The 16,369-nt window shown below is 69.9% G+C and carries 16 protein-coding genes; 6 read left to right on the top strand and 10 right to left on the bottom strand.

Features of this window, described 5'->3' with window-relative positions:
* Positions 1–12: 12 nt before the first annotated feature.
* From ACTWQA_RS23415 to ACTWQA_RS23405, 3 genes are all read right to left on the bottom strand, one after another.
* Positions 13–891: a zinc metalloprotease gene (locus ACTWQA_RS23415; protein ID WP_443161260.1), complete on the bottom strand. Its 879-nt coding sequence runs from the start codon at positions 889–891 to the stop codon at positions 13–15.
* 78 nt (positions 892–969) lie between these two features.
* A complete protein-coding gene (locus ACTWQA_RS23410; RefSeq protein ID WP_327584890.1) occupies positions 970–1,230 on the bottom strand; it encodes a DUF3039 domain-containing protein in 261 nt (86 codons plus the stop codon).
* An 82-nt stretch (positions 1,231–1,312) separates the two neighbouring features.
* On the bottom strand, positions 1,313–2,863 hold the full coding sequence (locus tag ACTWQA_RS23405; protein WP_443161259.1) for an MFS transporter: 1,551 nt from the start codon (positions 2,861–2,863) through the stop codon (positions 1,313–1,315).
* Between the two features lie 202 nt (positions 2,864–3,065).
* Here ACTWQA_RS23405 and ACTWQA_RS23400 point away from each other — a divergent pair, with 202 nt between their 5' ends.
* Entirely contained in the window at positions 3,066–3,686 is a 621-nt protein-coding gene (locus tag ACTWQA_RS23400; protein WP_443161258.1) for a TetR/AcrR family transcriptional regulator, read from the top strand.
* On the opposite strand, the gene ACTWQA_RS23395 is transcribed toward ACTWQA_RS23400, so the two are convergent.
* Both ACTWQA_RS23395 and ACTWQA_RS23390 read right to left on the bottom strand, forming a co-directional pair.
* Entirely contained in the window at positions 3,683–4,261 is a 579-nt protein-coding gene (locus tag ACTWQA_RS23395; RefSeq protein ID WP_443161257.1) for a YqgE/AlgH family protein, read from the bottom strand. The genes ACTWQA_RS23400 and ACTWQA_RS23395 overlap by 4 nt on opposite strands.
* Before the next feature lie 117 nt (positions 4,262–4,378).
* The gene (locus ACTWQA_RS23390; protein ID WP_327584894.1) at positions 4,379–4,990 is read right to left on the bottom strand and encodes a TetR/AcrR family transcriptional regulator; all 612 of its coding nucleotides are present in this window, start codon (positions 4,988–4,990) and stop codon (positions 4,379–4,381) included.
* Positions 4,991–5,237: 247 nt separating this feature from the next.
* Between ACTWQA_RS23390 and ACTWQA_RS23385 the strand changes: the two genes are divergently transcribed.
* The 3 genes from ACTWQA_RS23385 (at position 5,238) to ACTWQA_RS23375 (ending at position 9,117) form a co-directional block, all read left to right on the top strand.
* Positions 5,238–5,987, top strand: a complete 750-nt coding sequence (locus tag ACTWQA_RS23385; protein ID WP_443161256.1) for an IclR family transcriptional regulator — start codon at positions 5,238–5,240, stop codon at positions 5,985–5,987.
* An 87-nt stretch (positions 5,988–6,074) separates the two neighbouring features.
* Positions 6,075–7,541: a glycerol kinase GlpK gene (gene glpK / locus ACTWQA_RS23380; RefSeq protein ID WP_443161255.1), complete on the top strand. Its 1,467-nt coding sequence runs from the start codon at positions 6,075–6,077 to the stop codon at positions 7,539–7,541.
* Between the two features lie 10 nt (positions 7,542–7,551).
* Positions 7,552–9,117 carry an FAD-dependent oxidoreductase gene (locus tag ACTWQA_RS23375; RefSeq protein ID WP_443161254.1) on the top strand — a complete coding sequence of 522 codons (1,566 nt, stop codon included), beginning with the start codon at positions 7,552–7,554 and terminating at the stop codon, positions 9,115–9,117.
* A gap of 107 nt (positions 9,118–9,224) precedes the next feature.
* Here ACTWQA_RS23375 and ACTWQA_RS23370 read toward each other — a convergent pair whose 3' ends face one another.
* A complete protein-coding gene (locus ACTWQA_RS23370) occupies positions 9,225–9,491 on the bottom strand; it encodes a hypothetical protein (protein WP_443161253.1) in 267 nt (88 codons plus the stop codon).
* Positions 9,492–9,660: 169 nt separating this feature from the next.
* Between ACTWQA_RS23370 and ACTWQA_RS23365 the strand changes: the two genes are divergently transcribed.
* Complete coding sequence (locus tag ACTWQA_RS23365; RefSeq protein ID WP_443161252.1) at positions 9,661–10,161, top strand: hypothetical protein; 501 nt, start codon at positions 9,661–9,663, stop codon at positions 10,159–10,161.
* A 208-nt stretch (positions 10,162–10,369) separates the two neighbouring features.
* On the opposite strand, the gene ACTWQA_RS23360 is transcribed toward ACTWQA_RS23365, so the two are convergent.
* Genes ACTWQA_RS23360 through ACTWQA_RS23345 form a run of 4 tightly spaced genes read right to left on the bottom strand, consistent with a single transcriptional unit; the run spans position 10,370 to position 13,945 of the window.
* Complete coding sequence (locus tag ACTWQA_RS23360; RefSeq protein ID WP_305918348.1) at positions 10,370–11,779, bottom strand: NAD-dependent malic enzyme; 1,410 nt, start codon at positions 11,777–11,779, stop codon at positions 10,370–10,372.
* Between the two features lie 56 nt (positions 11,780–11,835).
* Positions 11,836–12,465, bottom strand: a complete 630-nt coding sequence (locus ACTWQA_RS23355; protein WP_327584903.1) for a cytidylate kinase-like family protein — start codon at positions 12,463–12,465, stop codon at positions 11,836–11,838.
* Positions 12,466–12,474: 9 nt separating this feature from the next.
* On the bottom strand, positions 12,475–13,410 hold the full coding sequence (locus ACTWQA_RS23350) for a tetratricopeptide repeat protein (RefSeq protein WP_443161251.1): 936 nt from the start codon (positions 13,408–13,410) through the stop codon (positions 12,475–12,477).
* Positions 13,394–13,945: a MarR family winged helix-turn-helix transcriptional regulator gene (locus tag ACTWQA_RS23345; RefSeq protein WP_305918351.1), complete on the bottom strand. Its 552-nt coding sequence runs from the start codon at positions 13,943–13,945 to the stop codon at positions 13,394–13,396. Before ACTWQA_RS23345 ends, ACTWQA_RS23350 begins: the two co-directional genes overlap by 17 nt.
* Positions 13,946–14,175: 230 nt before the next feature.
* Between ACTWQA_RS23345 and ACTWQA_RS23340 the strand changes: the two genes are divergently transcribed.
* The gene (locus ACTWQA_RS23340) at positions 14,176–16,344 is read left to right on the top strand and encodes a hypothetical protein (protein ID WP_443161250.1); all 2,169 of its coding nucleotides are present in this window, start codon (positions 14,176–14,178) and stop codon (positions 16,342–16,344) included.
* Positions 16,345–16,369: the final 25 nt, after the last annotated feature.

Below are 16,369 nucleotides of genomic sequence, written 5' to 3'. Positions count from 1 at the left end.
TTGTCGCACAATCTAAAGATCTGAGGTGTGACGGTAGGCCGCCCACATCTGATGCATCCTGTTCGCCTGCCCCCGCGTGAACTCCGCCATGCACCGGTCGTGGGCGTAGTCCATGAAGTTCCGCATGGGATCCAGCCCGGCCTGCGCGCAGGTGTCCTTGTTTGCCGGGCATTCTTCGGTCGGCTTGGCCTCCGCCGGGGTGTCGTCGATGCCGTCGCCGGGCTCCCGGCAGCCGTTCTCGAAGGTGTGGAACAGGCCGAGCCAGTGCCCGATCTCGTGGACGCCGGTGAAGCCCCGGTTGTAGTTGGTCATCGTCCCGCCGGGCAGGCCACGCCAGTCGATCACGACGCCGTCGAGCCGGGGCGCGTCGGCGTACCAGTAGGGGTAGCTGGCGAAGCCCAGCATCTGCTCACTGAGCTGGGCGATGTAGAGGTTGAGCGTGCCTGCCGAGCCCTGGTGCAGCGCGTTCTTCATCGCCTGCTCGTGGCCCACGGGATCGGCGAACCAGGTGGGGTTCGCCTTGACGGAGATGCCGTCGAGCCGGAAGCGCACGCCGGTGTCCACGCCGCCGAAGGCACCGCCGTACGCGGAGTTGAGCACCGCGATCTGGCTCCTGATCGCCCGGTCGGAGACCTTGCGTACGCCGCGGGTGAGGATGTGCACGCGGGTGGGCACGGTGATCGTCGTGGGCGGTGTAACCCCGGCCAGCCGCCGGCCGAGCTCGGCCAGGACCTTGGCCACGTCTCCCGGATGGGGCGAGCGCGGCCCGGGCGTGCTCGGGTGAGGAGATCCGGCGCAGACGTCGGCCCGGGCGGCACCGAGCTGAAGAGGTGGCGCGATGCCCACCGTGAGCAGGCATGCCAACGAGACGGCGGTCGCGCGCCGGGCCATGCGGTACCCCCATGACGGTATGAGCTGGTCTGGCTACAGACCGTAGCTCTACCTGGGAGGATTACCGCTCAGCAACACTCACTGTTTGTTGTCGCCCTGGTCGCCGCCGCCCACAGGCAGACCTTCGTAGATCTCCTTGCACTCCGGGCATACCGGATATTTCTTGGGATCACGACTGGGGACCCAGACCTTGCCGCACAGGGCGCGGATGGGCGTGCCCGTCACCATGCTCTCAGTGATCTTGTGCTTGTCCGCGTAGTGCGCGAACCGCTCGTGATCACCGTCGCCGTGCGACGTCTGCGGCGTGGTTTTCTGCTCTGGGAGGATCTTCGTGCTCACCTCACCGAGTTTATGCCCCGCCGCAACCGCCCCCCACATGGCAGTACGGCCCCCGCCGCGCGACGGAGGCCGTACGCGGTGATCAACCCATGTGGACCGGCTGGCCCTCGGACTTGCGGCCCGCCTTCACGAAGAGGGTCAGGGCGGCGGTGAGCACCGCGATGCCGGTGCTGACGAGGAAGGCCACGGACATGCCGTCCATGAACGAGTTGTGCACGGCGTCCACGATGGGCTGCCCCAGCCCGGGCGGCGCCGACCCGAACGCGGCCGCCTTCTCCAGCCCTGCCAGCTGTGCGGCCGGGATCGCCTGGGCCGCAGGGCCGAGGTGGCCGGGCAGCGTGGCGGAGATCTGGGCGGCCATCACGGCGCCCAGGACCGCGGTGCCGAGCGAGCCGCCGACCTGCATGGCCGACTGCTGCACCCCGCCGGCCACGCCGGTCAGCTCCACGGGAGCGTTGCCGACGATGATCTCCGTGGCGCCCACGAACACCGGCGACATGCCGAAGGCCAGCAGCAGGAACGGGATGCCGCTCTCGATGAACGACGCGTCGATGCTGAGCCTGGACATGAGGAACATCGAGGAGGCGGTGATCAGCAGACCGGCCGCCATCGTGAGCCTCGGCCCGAACCTGCCGAGCGCCATGCCCGCCAGCGGCGAGGCGAAGATCATGCCGGCGCTCATCGGCAACATGCGCAGGCCGGCCTCCAGCGGGGACAGGCGGTGCACGCCCTGGAAGAAGAAACCCAGGAAGAACATCGCGCCGAACATGGCGAAGGCGACCATCATCATCAGCACGGTGCCGATGGAGATCGAGGCGTTCCTGAACAGCGACAGCGGCACCAGCGGCTGGCGGGCCTTGCTCTGCCAGAAGATGAACGCCCCGATGAGCACCGCGAACACGGCCACGAAGGTCAGGGTCGTGCTGTCGCCCCAGCCCCACTCGGGGGCCTTGATGATCGTCCAGACCAGGGAGAACATCGCGCCGGACAGCAGCAGCACGCCCAGCCAGTCGATCCTGGCCAGCGTCTGAGCCCGGTTGTCCTTGATCAGGAGAATGCCCATGATCAGGGCGACGACGCCGACGGGCGCGTTGATGAAGAAGACGGTCTGCCAGCTCGCCTGCTCGACCAGCACGCCGCCCACAATGGGCCCGGCGGCGCTGGACAGGCCGATGATCGCGCCCCAGGCCCCCATCGCCTGGTTCAGCTTCTCACCGGGGAACGCGGTGCGCAGCAACGCCAGTGCGGCGGGCTGGAGCAGCGCGCCGAACAGGCCTTGCAACACCCGCAGGCCGATCAACGCGCCGACGGGCGTGACGCCGGGAATGACGTCGGCCAGTTCGGCGCTGAAGCCGATGCCCACCGAGGAGAGCGCGAAGCCCCCCACGCCGATGAGGAAGACCCGCTTGTGTCCGAACAGGTCGCCCAGCTTGCCCGCAGTGATCAGGAAGACCGCCAGGGCCAGCAGATAACCGCTGGTGACCCACTGCAGGTCGGACAGCGAGGCCTTGAGGTCGGCCTGGATGGACGGGTTGGCGATGCCCACGACCGTGCCGTCGAGCATCACCATGATGACACCCAGGCTGACGGCCAGCAGCACCAGCCACGGGTTGCCCCCTGCTCCTGTCTTCACAGAGCCAGGCGATGGCGGTGCCTCGACCGCCTTCGCGTTCGCCATGAAGTCCCCCTCAGTACACGTACGCCCACATCAGGGCATAGATCTCGTAAGCCTCGGGCAATCTATGTCAGTCGATGACAAATGACAAATGACTTTTAATCGGCGGCCGATGACTTATGGCACACTGTGACAGAATGGTATCGAGGGAGTGACTGCTGTGAGTCTTCGGGAACGCAAGAAGGAGAAGACACGCCTGGCGATCTTGGACGCCGCGCTCGACCTATTCCTCGAACAAGGATACGAGTCGACCACGGTGGAGCAGATCGCGGGGGTCGTCGACGTCTCCCCCCGCACCTTCTTCCGTTACTTCACCAGCAAAGATCACCTGGTGCTGTGGTTCCACGACCACGGTGAGGAGATCATGCTGGAGACCCTGGAGTCCCGCCCTCAGGACGAGCCCCCGTTCAACGCCCTCATGCACGCGCTGCGCGCGGTGCTGAGCGACATGCAGGGCTCAACGCCGGACGAGTCCGCGAGGTTCCTGAAACTGCGCCGGATCCTGGACGAGAATCCGCGCCTGATCGGCCAGTCGGTGGCCAGGGGCGCACAGACCGAGCGGCGTCTGGCGGAGCTGGTGGCGGCGCGCCGGGGCGCCGATCCCGACACCGACCAGCTGTCCCACCTGATCGTGGCGTTCGCCATGTCCACCTTGCGCGTGGGGTTCGAGTGCCCGCGCCGCGAAGGGACGCTGTCGGAGGTCACCGGCCGCATGGGCGAGACGATCGAGCTGGCCGAGCGCTCGCTCCAGCCGGGCTGGGACCTTCAGCGGCCCGGCTAGTTCATCGTGGGGTCGTCCGGGCACGTGGCCACGAAGGCCAGCTCGCCGGGCTGCCTGCGCAGCACGTGCCGCCAGAGCGAGCTGGGATCGGCGTGGAAGGTGTCGCCGGCCTCGGAGTCGACGACGTACCAAGCACCCTCGGCGATCTCGCTCTCCAGCTGACCCGAGGACCAGCCCGCGTAGCCGGCGAAGATGCGCATCTGCGCGATCTCGCCCTGCAGGATCTCGGGCGGAGCGTCCAGATCCACCGTGCCGAGCCGGGAGACGGCCGGGGTGCCCGCGTGCAGCCTGCGCCAGCCGAGCGGCTCTTCCCCGCTCGGGACCGCCGCCAGCGCCAGCGCGCTGTCGGTCTGCACGGGCCCGCCCTCGAAGAGCACCGGCGGCCCGGTGACCAGCGGGTCCCACACGGGGAGGACCTGGGTCACCGAGATGTCGCTCGGTCTGTTGAGCACCACACCCAGAGTGCCGCCGTCATGGTCGTGTTCGAGGACCAGCACGACGCTACGCCGAAAGTTGGGGTCGTCGAGAAGCGGGGTCGCCACCAACAAACCGCCGACGTAGATCGCTTCCGCCATACATCCATCATGAAGGGTCGAAGGGGGTTCGCGCTGCCCCAGTGCGCTCATGTTACCGTACGCGGTCAATTGGCCACTTGAGGTTGGGGCGGCGGCCGTCGATGTTTCGTCCGGCCCCTATGCGATGAATGCCCCGGCCCGGGCGGCGGCCAGCGTCCGCTGGACCGACCGTTCGGCGACCTCCGGGGTCACCGGCTCCCGCGTGACGACCAGGCGGTAGTAGAGCGGGGCCGAGACCGCCCGGATCACCTCCATGGCGTCGGTCCCCCTGGGGAGCTCGCCCCGCCGGACCGCCAACTCCACGGCGCCGGCCCATTCTTCGATGCGGCGCAGATAGAAGGCCCGCAAGGCGCCGGCCGCCTGGGGGTTGCTGGTGGCAGCGGCGATCATCGCCTGGAACGTGGCCCCGAGCCGCCCGTCGTTGACCGCCTCGCACACGGCGAGGGCGTTGGCCCGCAGGTCGGTCTCGACCGAGCCGGTGTCGGCGTGCGGCGTGGACTGGTCGGCCAGCTCGATCATGAGGTCGGTGACCAGGCCCGCCGGGCTCCCCCAGCGCCGGTAGACCGTCGTCTTGCCGACGCCCGCCCTGGCCGCCACCTGATCCATGGTGAGGCCGTGGAAGCCGTGCTCGACCAGCTCGTCCTGAGTGGCCTCGAGCACGGCAGCGCGCACGCGCGCCGTGCGGCCGCCTGGCCGCACGGTTCCCGCCGAGCGGGAAAGTTGTTCCATCAAGTCTCCTCGTTGGACTACGGCATGCCCAACTAACGGGACGGCTATCCCGTTAGTTGCAATGCGTGGGCGGCGTGGGCTGTTCCTGAGCTTTCGCCGCCGGCCGCGTCGTTCGCGGGGCTGTCTGCGCGCTGTGGCTCGAAGGAAGCGTTTGCCGCCGGCGCAATTCTAGGGCCGAGCGGCCGGAAAAATAGGGGCGAATGACTCGTTCGGCAATACCGAACCGCACTGCGCTAGTCTGCCGGTTGTGGGAGAGACGATTCAGTCGGTCGAACGGGCCGCCGCGATCCTGCGGCTGCTCGCCTCCGGTCCCCGCCAGCTCGGGGTGGCCGAGCTGGCCAGGGCGCTGGGCCTGCCGAAGGGCACGCTGCACGGCATCCTGCGCACGCTGGTCCGTGTCGGCTTCGTCGAGCAGGACCAGGCCACGGGGAAATACCGGCTCGGGGCCACGCTGCTGCATCTGGGCAGCAGCTACCTCGACGTCAACGAGCTGCGCACCCGAGCCATCAACTGGGCCGACGCGCTGGCCGGGCGGAGCAGGGAGAGCGCCTGGATCGGCACCCTGCACGAGGGCCACGTCCTGGTGATTCATCACGTGTTCCGGCCCGACGACAGCATGCAGACTCTGCAGGTGGGCACATATCTGCCGACCCACGCCAGCGCGCTGGGCAAGGTCCTGCTCGCCTACGACCCGTACGGCGAGGCCTTCGCACCGCCGCTGCAGCCGCATACCAAGAAGACCATCGTCGACCCCGGCCTCCTGGAGACGGAGCTGGAGCTGACCAGGACGCGCGGCTGGGCGGCCGAGATGGAGGAGCTGACCGAGGGCGAGGTGGCCATCGCCGCGCCCATCAAGGACTCGCGCGGCATCGTGGTGGGCGCCATCGGCATCCGCGGAGCGGTCGAGCGGCTGGCGCCGGAGGGGGGCTTGCACATGGACTACGTCTCATACGTCCGCGACGCGGCCCGCGCGATCACCCGCGATCTCACCCGCTGAGCAAAACAGTTGAACGCCCTCGGGCGACCGAATAATATTTCTCCTGTCGTTCGACATTGTCGAACCCGAACTTGCGAGGAACCGCCAGTGCCTCGACCGCATTACGTAGCCGCCATCGACCAGGGCACCACGTCCAGCCGCTGCATCGTCTTCGACCAGGCCGGCAACATCATCTCCGTCGCCCAGCGCGAGCACCGCCAGATCTTCCCCAAGCCCGGCTGGGTCGAGCACGATGCGGCCGAGATCTGGCAGGCCGTGCAAGGAGTGCTGGAGGAGGCCGTCGGCGGTCTGGACGGCCAGATCGCCGCGCTCGGCATCACCAACCAGCGCGAGACCACCGTGTTGTGGGACCGGGCGACGGGGCAGCCGGTGTGCCCGGCCATCGTCTGGCAGGACACGCGCACGGCGCCGCTGACCCATGCGCTGGCCGCGCACGAGCAGCTGTTCAAGGAGAAGGCCGGGCTGCCGCTGGCGACCTACTTCTCCGGTCCGAAGATCCGCTGGCTGCTCGACGAACACCCGGGGCTGCGGGAGCGGGCCGAGCGCGGCGAGGTGCTGTTCGGCACGATGGACAGCTGGCTGCTGTGGAACCTCACCGGCCGCCACCTCACCGACGTCACCAACGCCAGCCGTACGATGCTGATGAACATCCACACGCTGGCCTGGGACGACGAGCTCCTGGCCGCGCTGGGGGTGCCACGCGCGATGTTGCCGGAGATCCGCCCGTCCGCCGAGGTCTACGGCCGCACGCCGGGCGGCTTCCCGGTGGCCTCGGCGCTCGGCGACCAGCAGGCGGCGTTGTTCGGGCAGACCTGCTTCGCGCCGGGCGAGACCAAGAGCACCTATGGCTCCGGCAGCTTCCTGCTGATGAACACCGGCCACGAGCCGGTCGTCTCCAAACACGGCCTGCTGACCACGGTCGGCTACCAGATCGGCGACACCCCGGCCACCTACGCATTGGAGGGCGCGATCGCGGTCACCGGCTCCCTCGTGCAGTGGCTGCGTGACAACCTCGGCCTGATCTCCAGCGCCGCCGAGATCGAGACACTGGCCAAGACGGTGGACGACAACGGTGGCTGCTATTTCGTGCCGGCGTTCTCGGGGTTGTTCGCGCCGCACTGGCGCTCGGACGCGCGCGGCGTGATCGCGGGGCTGACGGGGTTCGTCACCAAGGGGCACCTCGCGCGGGCCGTGCTGGAGGCCACCGCGTGGCAGACCCGCGAGGTCGTGGACGCGATGAACGGCGACTCGGGTCTGGACCTGACGTCGCTGCGTGCCGACGGCGGCATGACCGCCAACAACCTGCTCATGCAGACGCTCGCGGATGTGCTGGCGGTGCCGGTGATCCGGCCCATGGTGTCCGAGACCACGGCGCTGGGCGCCGCCTACGCGGCGGGCCTCGCGACCGGCTACTGGCCGGACATCGACAGCCTGCGCGCCAACTGGCACAAGGCCGCCGAGTGGCGACCGGCGATCGACGAGGCCGGCCGCGATCGGGAATACCGCAACTGGAAAAAGGCCGTGGCCCGCACCCTCGACTGGGTGGAGCAGTAGGAGTATGGCGATGATGATCGCGATGGGGACCGAGCGCGCGCGGATCCGCGAGGAACTGTCCAGCGCCACCTTCGACCTGCTCGTGATCGGGGGCGGCATCCTGGGCACGTCGGTGACCTGGATGGCGGCCCAGGCCGGGCTCCGGGTGGCGATGGTGGACGCGGGCGACTTCGCCGGCGCCACCTCCAGCGCCTCCTCCAAACTCGTCCACGGCGGCCTGCGTTACCTGCAGACCGGCAACGTCCGGCTGGTCGCGGAAAACCACCGCGAGCGGCGTGCCCTGGCCGCCGACATCGCGCCCCACCTGGTCAAGCCGCTGACGTTCCTGGTGCCCATCTACAAGGGCGGGCCGCACGGGGCCGCCAAGCTGGGCGCGGGGGTGTTCCTCTACTCGGCGCTGTCGGTGTTCGGCGACGGCATGGGCAAGGTGATCACGCCGCAGCAGGCGGTCTCCAAGGTGCCCGCGCTGCGCACCGAGGGCCTGCGGGCCGCCGCCGTCTACGGCGACCACCAGATGAACGACAGCCGGGTCGCGGTCATGACCGTGCGGGCCGCGGTGGACGCCGGCGCGATCGTGCTCAACCACGCGGAGGTCGTGGATCTGCGTAAGACCGGCGGCACCGTGACCGGCGCCGAGTTGCGCGACCGGCTCGACGGCACCGAGTTCGGGGTGTCCGCACGGCTCGTTCTGAACGCCACCGGGCCGTGGGTGGACCACCTGCGGCGGATGGAGGACCCGGATGCGGCCCCGAGCATCCGGCTCTCCAAGGGCGCGCATCTGGTCCTGCGCCGCCACGAGCCGTGGAAGGCCGCGCTGACCACGCCGATCGACAAATACCGGGTGTCGTTCGCCATCCCGTGGGAGGACCATCTGCTGCTCGGCACGACCGACGAGGCCTACGAGGGCGACCCCGCCGAGGTGCGGCCCACCGAGGCCGACATCGCGCAGATCCTCGACGAGGCCGGGCATTCCGTACGCGAGGAGCAGCTCAAGCGCGAGGACATCACCTACGCCTTCGCGGGGCTGCGCGTGCTCCCCGGCGGCCCTGGCCAGGTGGCGTCGGCCAAGCGGGAGACCGTGCTGAGCAGGGGCAAGGGCGGCATGCTCTCGGTCGCGGGCGGCAAGTGGACGACCTACCGGCACATCGGCAGGCACGTGCTCGACACGCTCACCCACCTGCCGGGGCGGCCGCTGGGCGACGACCTGGCCGACATCCTGCCCGCCGTGCCGCTGCCCGGGCTGGCCAGCCCGGACGCGGTCGCGATGCGGCTGTGGACGGACCGGGAGCGGGGGGGCCGCATGGATCCGCTGGTGGCCAGACACCTGGCCTCGCACTACGGGTCGATCGCGTTCGACCTGGTCAGGCTCATCCGCGAGACACCCGCGCTGGGCGAGCGCATCCACCCGGACGGGCCTGACATCTGGGCCCAAGCGGTCTTCGCGCGCGACCACGAGTGGGCGGCCACGGTGGACGACGTCGTACGCCGCCGCACAACGCTCACCGTACGCGGCCTCGACACACCCGAGGTACGCACCAAGATTGCGCAGCTGCTCGGACAGGCACTGAAGCCCTAGACCCGCACCCCTGCTGCCGGAGAACGCGATGCATGTCCGCGCCGGGGCTGGTCGGCGCGATCGGGGGACCTGCACGGGGGCGGGCTGTGAGACCCGGGGGTGCGTCGCTAGCCGTCCAGCCAGGCATCGATGAGTCGCTCGGCCGTGGTCCACGCCCAGTCCCACAGCTCCGCTGGGGACTGACCGAGGGACGCGGTCACCAGCAGCCCGCCGAGGATCAGCACCATCACGATGAAGGCGGCCTTCGGCCCATGGTTACTCGCCGCCTTCCCGCTGCTCCTCTCACGTCTCTCGCGGCGGTGCCGGTCCGCATCGTCTTGCGCCCACTCCTTAAGGAAATCCTCGAACCGGCGTTGACCCCAACTGCCACTCATCCGCTCCCCTTCCCTCGGGTGACGCCATGGTTGTCACCCACTGCTTGTGTGACGCTACGGACCGTCAAATTGTTCGCGGCCGGTCCCGGCCGATGAGAGCGGCCCGTGCGCACCCGCCTGGAACAGCGAGAGCACGACTCCTGCCCCATACGCGGGGAAGGGGGTAGGCATGCGTACTCCCATGAACGAAGCCCTGATCCGCCACTTCCGCGACCTGCGCGACGGCAGCCACGGCCAGGCCATCTCGCGGGAGGACAAAGAGAGCCTGTTCGTCACGGCGATCGAACTGCTCGACCCGGTGGCGAAGACGGCGCTGGAGGAGCTCAACGCCGACCTGCTGCTCGGCACGGGCGAGGTGGTGGCCAGCGGGGTCACCAGGTCGAAGGAGGGCGGGCTCAACGCCATGTGGTCGCTGACGTGGCCCGAACAGCGCGCCTGCCACGTCCAGCCCATCGCGGTCGTCGCCCACTACGGCGCCGGATTCCACCACCCGCATCTACGGGGCAACACCGTCGGTGACTGGCCGATGAATATCTTCGACACCGCGGACGCCCAGGCGCAGATCGACACGCTCCGAGTGATCGCCGCCGGCGACGCCCATAACCTGGTCTTCCAGGAAAGCTACCGTCTCATGCCCGCCATCGCCCACCGAGCCGACGCGCCCTCCTGACAACCACCCACACCCGAGCACACCCCACGCCTGCCCCCCGCGCAGGCAGAGGCGTGCAGGCCCACGTTGTGAACCACGGACCCTGGTCAACTATTGGGCTCGCGTAGCGGCGGGCGACTTGTGAAGGGTCAGAGGCCGTTTCCTGGAGGGCCACCAGCCGACGTACGGCGGGTGGCAGACCACGGCACCGCGTAAGAGAAAATGGTGGTTATGCCTCGGTGAAGCCGCGGACGCGGCCGCCGGCGGATTCACGGACGGCCGCCGCGACCGCGCCCGCGACATCCGGGTGGAACACGCTGGGGACGATGTAGTTGGGCCCCAGCTCCTCCGGCGTGACGACCGCGGCCAGCGCGCCGGCCGCCGCCAGCAGCATCTCCTGTGTCACCCCACCGGCCTGCGCGTCCAGCAGCCCACGGAACACACCGGGGAAGGCCAGCACGTTGTTGATCTGGTTGGGGTAGTCGGACCGCCCGGTCGCCACCACGGCCGCGTGCTCGCGCGCGTCGTCGGGCGACACCTCGGGCTCCGGGTTGGCCAGCGCGAACACCACCGCGTCGTCGGCCATCGTCGCGATGTCGTCCCCGGTGAGGATCCCCGGCGCGGACACCCCGACGAACACGTCGGCCCCCTTGACCGCCCCCCGCAGGTCCCCGGCGTATCCCTCGGCGTTGGTGTGCTCGGCGATCCAGCGCAGCGACTCGTCGAGGTCGTCGCGCCCCTTGTGCACGGCGCCCAGGTAGTCGCACACGATCACGTTGCGCGCCCCCGCCGCCAGCAGCAGCCGCAGCACGGCGTTTCCGGCCGCGCCCGCGCCGGCCATGGTGATCTTGACGCCCTCGAGGCTCTTGTTGACGACGCGCAGCGCGTTGGTCAGCGCCGCCAGCACGCAGATCGCGGTCCCGTGCTGGTCGTCGTGGAAGACGGGGATGTCGAGCAGCTCGCGCAGCCGCCGCTCCACCTCGAAGCAGCGCGGCGCGCCGATGTCCTCCAGGTTGATGCCGCCGAACCCGGGCGCGATCACCTGGACGGTCCTGACGATCTCGTCCACGTCCTGCGTGTCCAGGCAGATCGGCCAGGCGTCGATGCCCGCGAACCGCTTGAACAGCGCCGCTTTGCCCTCCATGACCGGCAGCGCCGCCTCGGGCCCGATGTTGCCCAGTCCCAGCACGGCCGAGCCGTCCGTGACGACGGCCACGGTGTTGCGCTTGATGGTCAGACGCCGCGCGTCCTCCTTGTTGCGCGCGATCGCCATCGACACGCGTGCCACGCCCGGCGTGTAGGCCATCGACAGCTCGTCGCGGTTACGCAGCGGCACCTTCGACACCATCTCGATCTTGCCGCCGAGGTGCATGAGGAACGTGCGGTCGGACACCTTGTGAATGACCACGCCCTCGACGGCCTCGAGCTGGTCGACGATGGCCTGGGCGTGGTCGGTGTCCCTGGCGGCGCAGGTCACGTCGATGCGGAGCTTCTCGTGGCCGGCGGTGGTGACGTCGAGGGCGGTCACCACGCCCCCGGCGGTCTCTACGGCATGGGTGAGCTGGCTGACGGCCTTGCCGCCTGCGGGCACCTCGAGCCGCACGGTGATGGAATAGGACACACTCGGGACGGTCGCCACGTCAATCGCTCCTTCGGGACTGACCAAGAAGTCCTCCCATGTTAGGGGGAGTTAGGTCAATCCAATGCCTCGGCAGCGGTGACGATCAGGTCGACGCAGGTCGGAACGGGGATCGTGGTGCTGTCCACGACCAGATGATATTGACACGCGTCCGCTGGATCCGTGCGGTAGAAGTGGCGCCAATAGGCCATTCTGGCCCGGTCGTTGTCCTCGATGATCCGGCGCGCCTCGCGCTCGCTGACCTCGCCCAGCGTGGCCGTCTGCCGGATCCTGCGTTTGACCGGGGCGTCAAGCCTGACGTGCAGCGCACCGGGGTGCTCGGCGAGGACCACGGCGCCGGCCCGGCCCAGGAAGACGCCGCCCTGCGTGCGGGCGGTCTCCCTCATCATGCGCTCGGTACGGCGCACGAACTCCTCGGGCGCGAGCGGCATCACGCCCGGAACATACATGTCCACGCCGCCGAAGGTGACCGTCGGCAGCCGCATCGCCCCGGACAGGAGCCTGCCGAGGCCATGCTCGGCCCGGTCGTCGTGCGCGAGCGCCTCCTCCAGCGTGCAGCCGAGCTCCTGGGCGACGGCACTGGGAATGGCCCGGTCGACGAAAGGCACGCCGAGACGCTCGGCCACGGCCGGGCCGATCTGGCTCCCGGCCGTGCCGTATGTCGCCGATATAGTGACGACCCTCATATCCCCAGGTTAGAACAGAGCGCTCGCCAAAGCTCTACGTGCTTTCGCCAAAGATGGGTCGTCGGCGGGCAACGCGTCGAACAGGCCGAGCAAATGACGCCTCGCCTTGTCCCGCTCGTCGCCCGACGTGCGCTTGACCACGGCGATGACGCGCTCGAACGCCTCGTCCACCGAGCCTGACAACATCTCGAAGTCGGCGGCGAGCAGCTGCGCGTCGAGGTCGGCGGGGTCCTGCAGGCGCCGCTGGACGTCGGCGGGGTCGGCGGCCTCCGTGCGCTTGATCAGGCTGACGCCGGCCAGGCCCATCTTGGCGTCCTCGTCGCCGGGCGCGCGGGCCAGCAGCCGCTGGTAGGCCGCCTCCGCCGCGTCCAGGTCGCCGCTCTCGATCGCCTGCTCGGCAGCGGCCAGGTCGGGGTCGGAGGGCGGGCCCTCCGGCGCCTCCTGCTCTTCGGCCGCGGGCGGCCGGGCGCCGGGGTTGGCCTCGTAGAACTGCTCGACCGCGCCCATCAGCTCATCGAGCCAGCGACGCACCTCCTGCTCGGGCAGCACCTGCTGGAAGCCGGTCACGGCCTGCCCCTGGAAGATGGCCAGCACGGTCGGCACGGCCTGCACGCGCAGCGCCTGGGCGATCTGCGGGCTGGCGTCCACGTTGACCCTGGCCAGCACGGCCCGGCCGGCCAGGTCGCCGACGACCTTCTCCAGCACCGGGCTCAGCTGGGCGCTGCCGGGCGCCCTGGGAGACCAGAGGTCGAGGACGACCGGCAGCCTCATGGACCGGTCGATGACGTCGGTCGTGAACGTCTCCTCGGTCACGTCGACGATTGAGGCCGCCGCGCCCGTCTGGGGACCTGTCGCCTCCCGCCGGGCCTGCGCCTCCAGTGCCTGCTTGCGCGCGCCCAGATCTATCGCTCCGTAGAGCGACCCGGGCCTAGAGAAGTCCGCCATGCTCTTCATCTTGCCGCATGGATGGGCCTGCGAAGTCACCCGCCGCGACCCTGAGCGTACGCAACTGGTCGAACATTTGGTGGAGTTCGTTCTCGGCGTACATGCCAAGGCCGAATTCGGCGGCCATCAGGTCACGGGTGGCCCGTCGTACGACGTCCCTGCCCGCGGCGGTGATCTCGGCCAGCACGCCGCGTCCGTCCCGAGGGTTGGGCAGGCGGCAGACGAATCCGGATTTCTCCAGCCTGTCCACGGTGTTCGTCACGCTGGTGGGGTGGACCATGAGCCGTTCGCCGATCTTCGACAGCGGGAGCGCGCCTGTCCTGCTGAACGTCAACAGGACCAGCGCCTCGTATCGGGCGAACGTCAGGTCATAAGGCTTCAGCAGCGAGTCAAGTTGCGACAGCAGGATCTGATGCGCTCTCATGATCGACGTCACGGCCGCCATGGCGGCGGAGGGCCCGAAGTGCGCGCGCCAGCTCTCCGCAGCGCGGTCGATGGGGTCGAACGGCAGGTTGAGCGGCTTCGGCTGTGACACAACGCTACGGTAGCGCGCCGGTCGTCCCGGTTTCGTCCGGCTACCTGGAGCGACAGGCCTCCCCCGTTGACCAAGAATCCGGACGTCAATCATCACGCTCAGTTATGGTGCTCGTACGTATGGTGACGCGGAAACCAAGTTCATCAGCCTGTGGGGACCGGCCGGACTGATCGTTTCCGCCTTGCCGAGGGGCACGGGGGGTTGCTTGATGAAGTGCAACGGGACAACGGGTGCGTGAGCACGCGGGCGTTTCACGAGAGGAGCTGAAGCAGAGCGCGGCCGTGACGGTTGCCGTGCTCCTGGCTGTCGGCTTGGTCGCGGCGTGGAACGTCCTCATTCCAGGCGTGGACGCGTGGGAGAACATCGTGGCCGCGGTGATCGGCTCGCTCCGGTTGACCGGGCCCGTGGCCGCGGCGTTCGCCGCGTGGGTGGCATTGCGCAAGCGCCGGGCGTTGCGCGGCCGCTCCCTCACGACGTGGCGGGCGCTGAAGGCGCCGCTGGCGATCGTGGTGGTGGTGCTGGGGTCGTTCGGGGCGACCGTGCTGGTGCTGGCGATCAAGACGGTGCTGACCGACCAGGCGGGACGGCTGAGCCTGTCGGGGCTGGGCATGGGCATGGCGGGGCTGGCCTTGTACTCGGTGATCGGGTGGGTGGCCGGCTGGGTACTGCCCAGGACGTTCACGCCGCCGCTGGCCGGGCTGGGCTGCTACGGCGCGTTCTCGTGGCTGGCCGACGACCGGGGCTGGGCGGACAAGCTGGCGCCCGGCACCGGGGAGCCGTACGACCTGTTCCAGGGACTGAGCGGGGCGCCGTTCTTCGACCAGACGATCTGGCTGCTGGGCATCACGGCGGCGCTGCTGCTCGGGTGGGCGGCGCTGGTGACCAGGCAGGCGCTGGTGCTGGCGTGCGCGCTGCTGGCGGTGCTCGCGGCGGGGATGGGCGTGTCGCGCGTGCTGACGCAGACCAAGCCGGCCGCGGCGGAGGACATCGCGTACAGCTGCCAGGAGTGGCCGATCACGGTGTGCGTGCATCCGGGGATGCGGGCGGGGCTGACGGAGCTGGGGGCGGCGTTCACGCAGATCGCCTCGCGGCTGGCCGGAACGCCGGCGGCGTTCACGCGGGTGGAGCAGCGGCCGCTGGACGACGCGCTGAAGCCGTCCAGCGGGCTCGCGCCGATCCACGTGCCCGATCTTTCCACGGGGTTCGCCGAGGAGGCGGCGTACGAGTACATCGAGTCGCTGGCCGCCAAGTGCCCGGGGACGGTGGCGAACGGCTACCGGGAGATCGTGATGGCCTGGTTGCGCGGGGAACCGCTGCCCGGAGGGCCGCTGCCGGAGCACCAGTACGCGGCGTCGTGGTTCTCGTGGCTGAGCGAGCACCAGCGGCGGGAGTGGCTGCGGATGTTCTACAGCGACTTCCAGAACTGCGGGCTGTCGAGCACGCACTTCGGCGGCGGGCCAGCGCGGCCCCAGGTCGCGTCGCCATCGTCGATGCAGCCAGTGCCGGAGTCCACCCACGTGTATCCGGTGTATCCGGACCCCGAGGGCACGGTGGTGGAGCGCACGGTGCCCGGCCCCGGCACCGCGGTGAGGTGGGCGCCGCCCCATTCCTCCTCCCCATGGGCGCCCGGGCAGCCGTACACGAACGGTGGGCCGGCGCCTGGGCACGTCACCGCGAACGGCGGCACGGCGCGACCGTCCGGTCCGTCCACGTCGCTCGGCGTCACGCCCGTGGCGGCCGGATGGGCGACACCGGGCGCGCCGACCGCTGGGTGGGCATCGAGCCCGTCACACGGCGTCGGGCCACACGACGGGCACGGCGGCACGTCACGCGGGCAAGGCGGCAGCCCGCACACCGGGCCGGCCGGTGGCCCGCACGCCGGACAGAGCGGCAGCTCGCACACGGGACAGAGCGGCGGCCCGCAGACCGGGCAGAGCGGCCCGCAGACCGGACAGGCGGGCGGCCCGCACGGCAGGCCTGATGGTGGCGGTCGGGCGCTGAGCGGGCCGGCCGGTGGGTCCCAGGGTGGCGGACCTGGTGGCCTGGTGCTGAGCGGAGCGGCCGGCGGGTCGCAAGGCCGCGGGTGGCAGGCCGGCAGCGCGCAGACCGGCGCGTCGCACACCGCCGCATCGCACACCGCCGCATCGCACACCGCCGCATCGCACACCGCCGCATCGCACACCGCCGCGTCACACACCGCCGCGTCACACACCGGCGCGTCACACACCGGCGCGTCACACACCGGCGCGTCACACGCCGCCGCGTGGCAGGCCGGCGGGTCGCAGGCCAACTGGTCGCGGACGGCGTTCGAGGCCGGGTGGGCGCCCGGCATGTCCGGGGCCGGATGGGGACCCGCCGTGGTGGCGGAATCGGAGATGTCACCAAACGGCTGGCACTGATGATCGGCCAGCGGGTAGTCATGCG

This window comes from Nonomuraea sp. 10N515B, assembly GCF_052245915.1.
Taxonomy (GTDB): Bacteria; Actinomycetota; Actinomycetes; order Streptosporangiales; family Streptosporangiaceae; genus Nonomuraea.
This window is presented reverse-complemented; position numbering and strand designations above follow the sequence as displayed.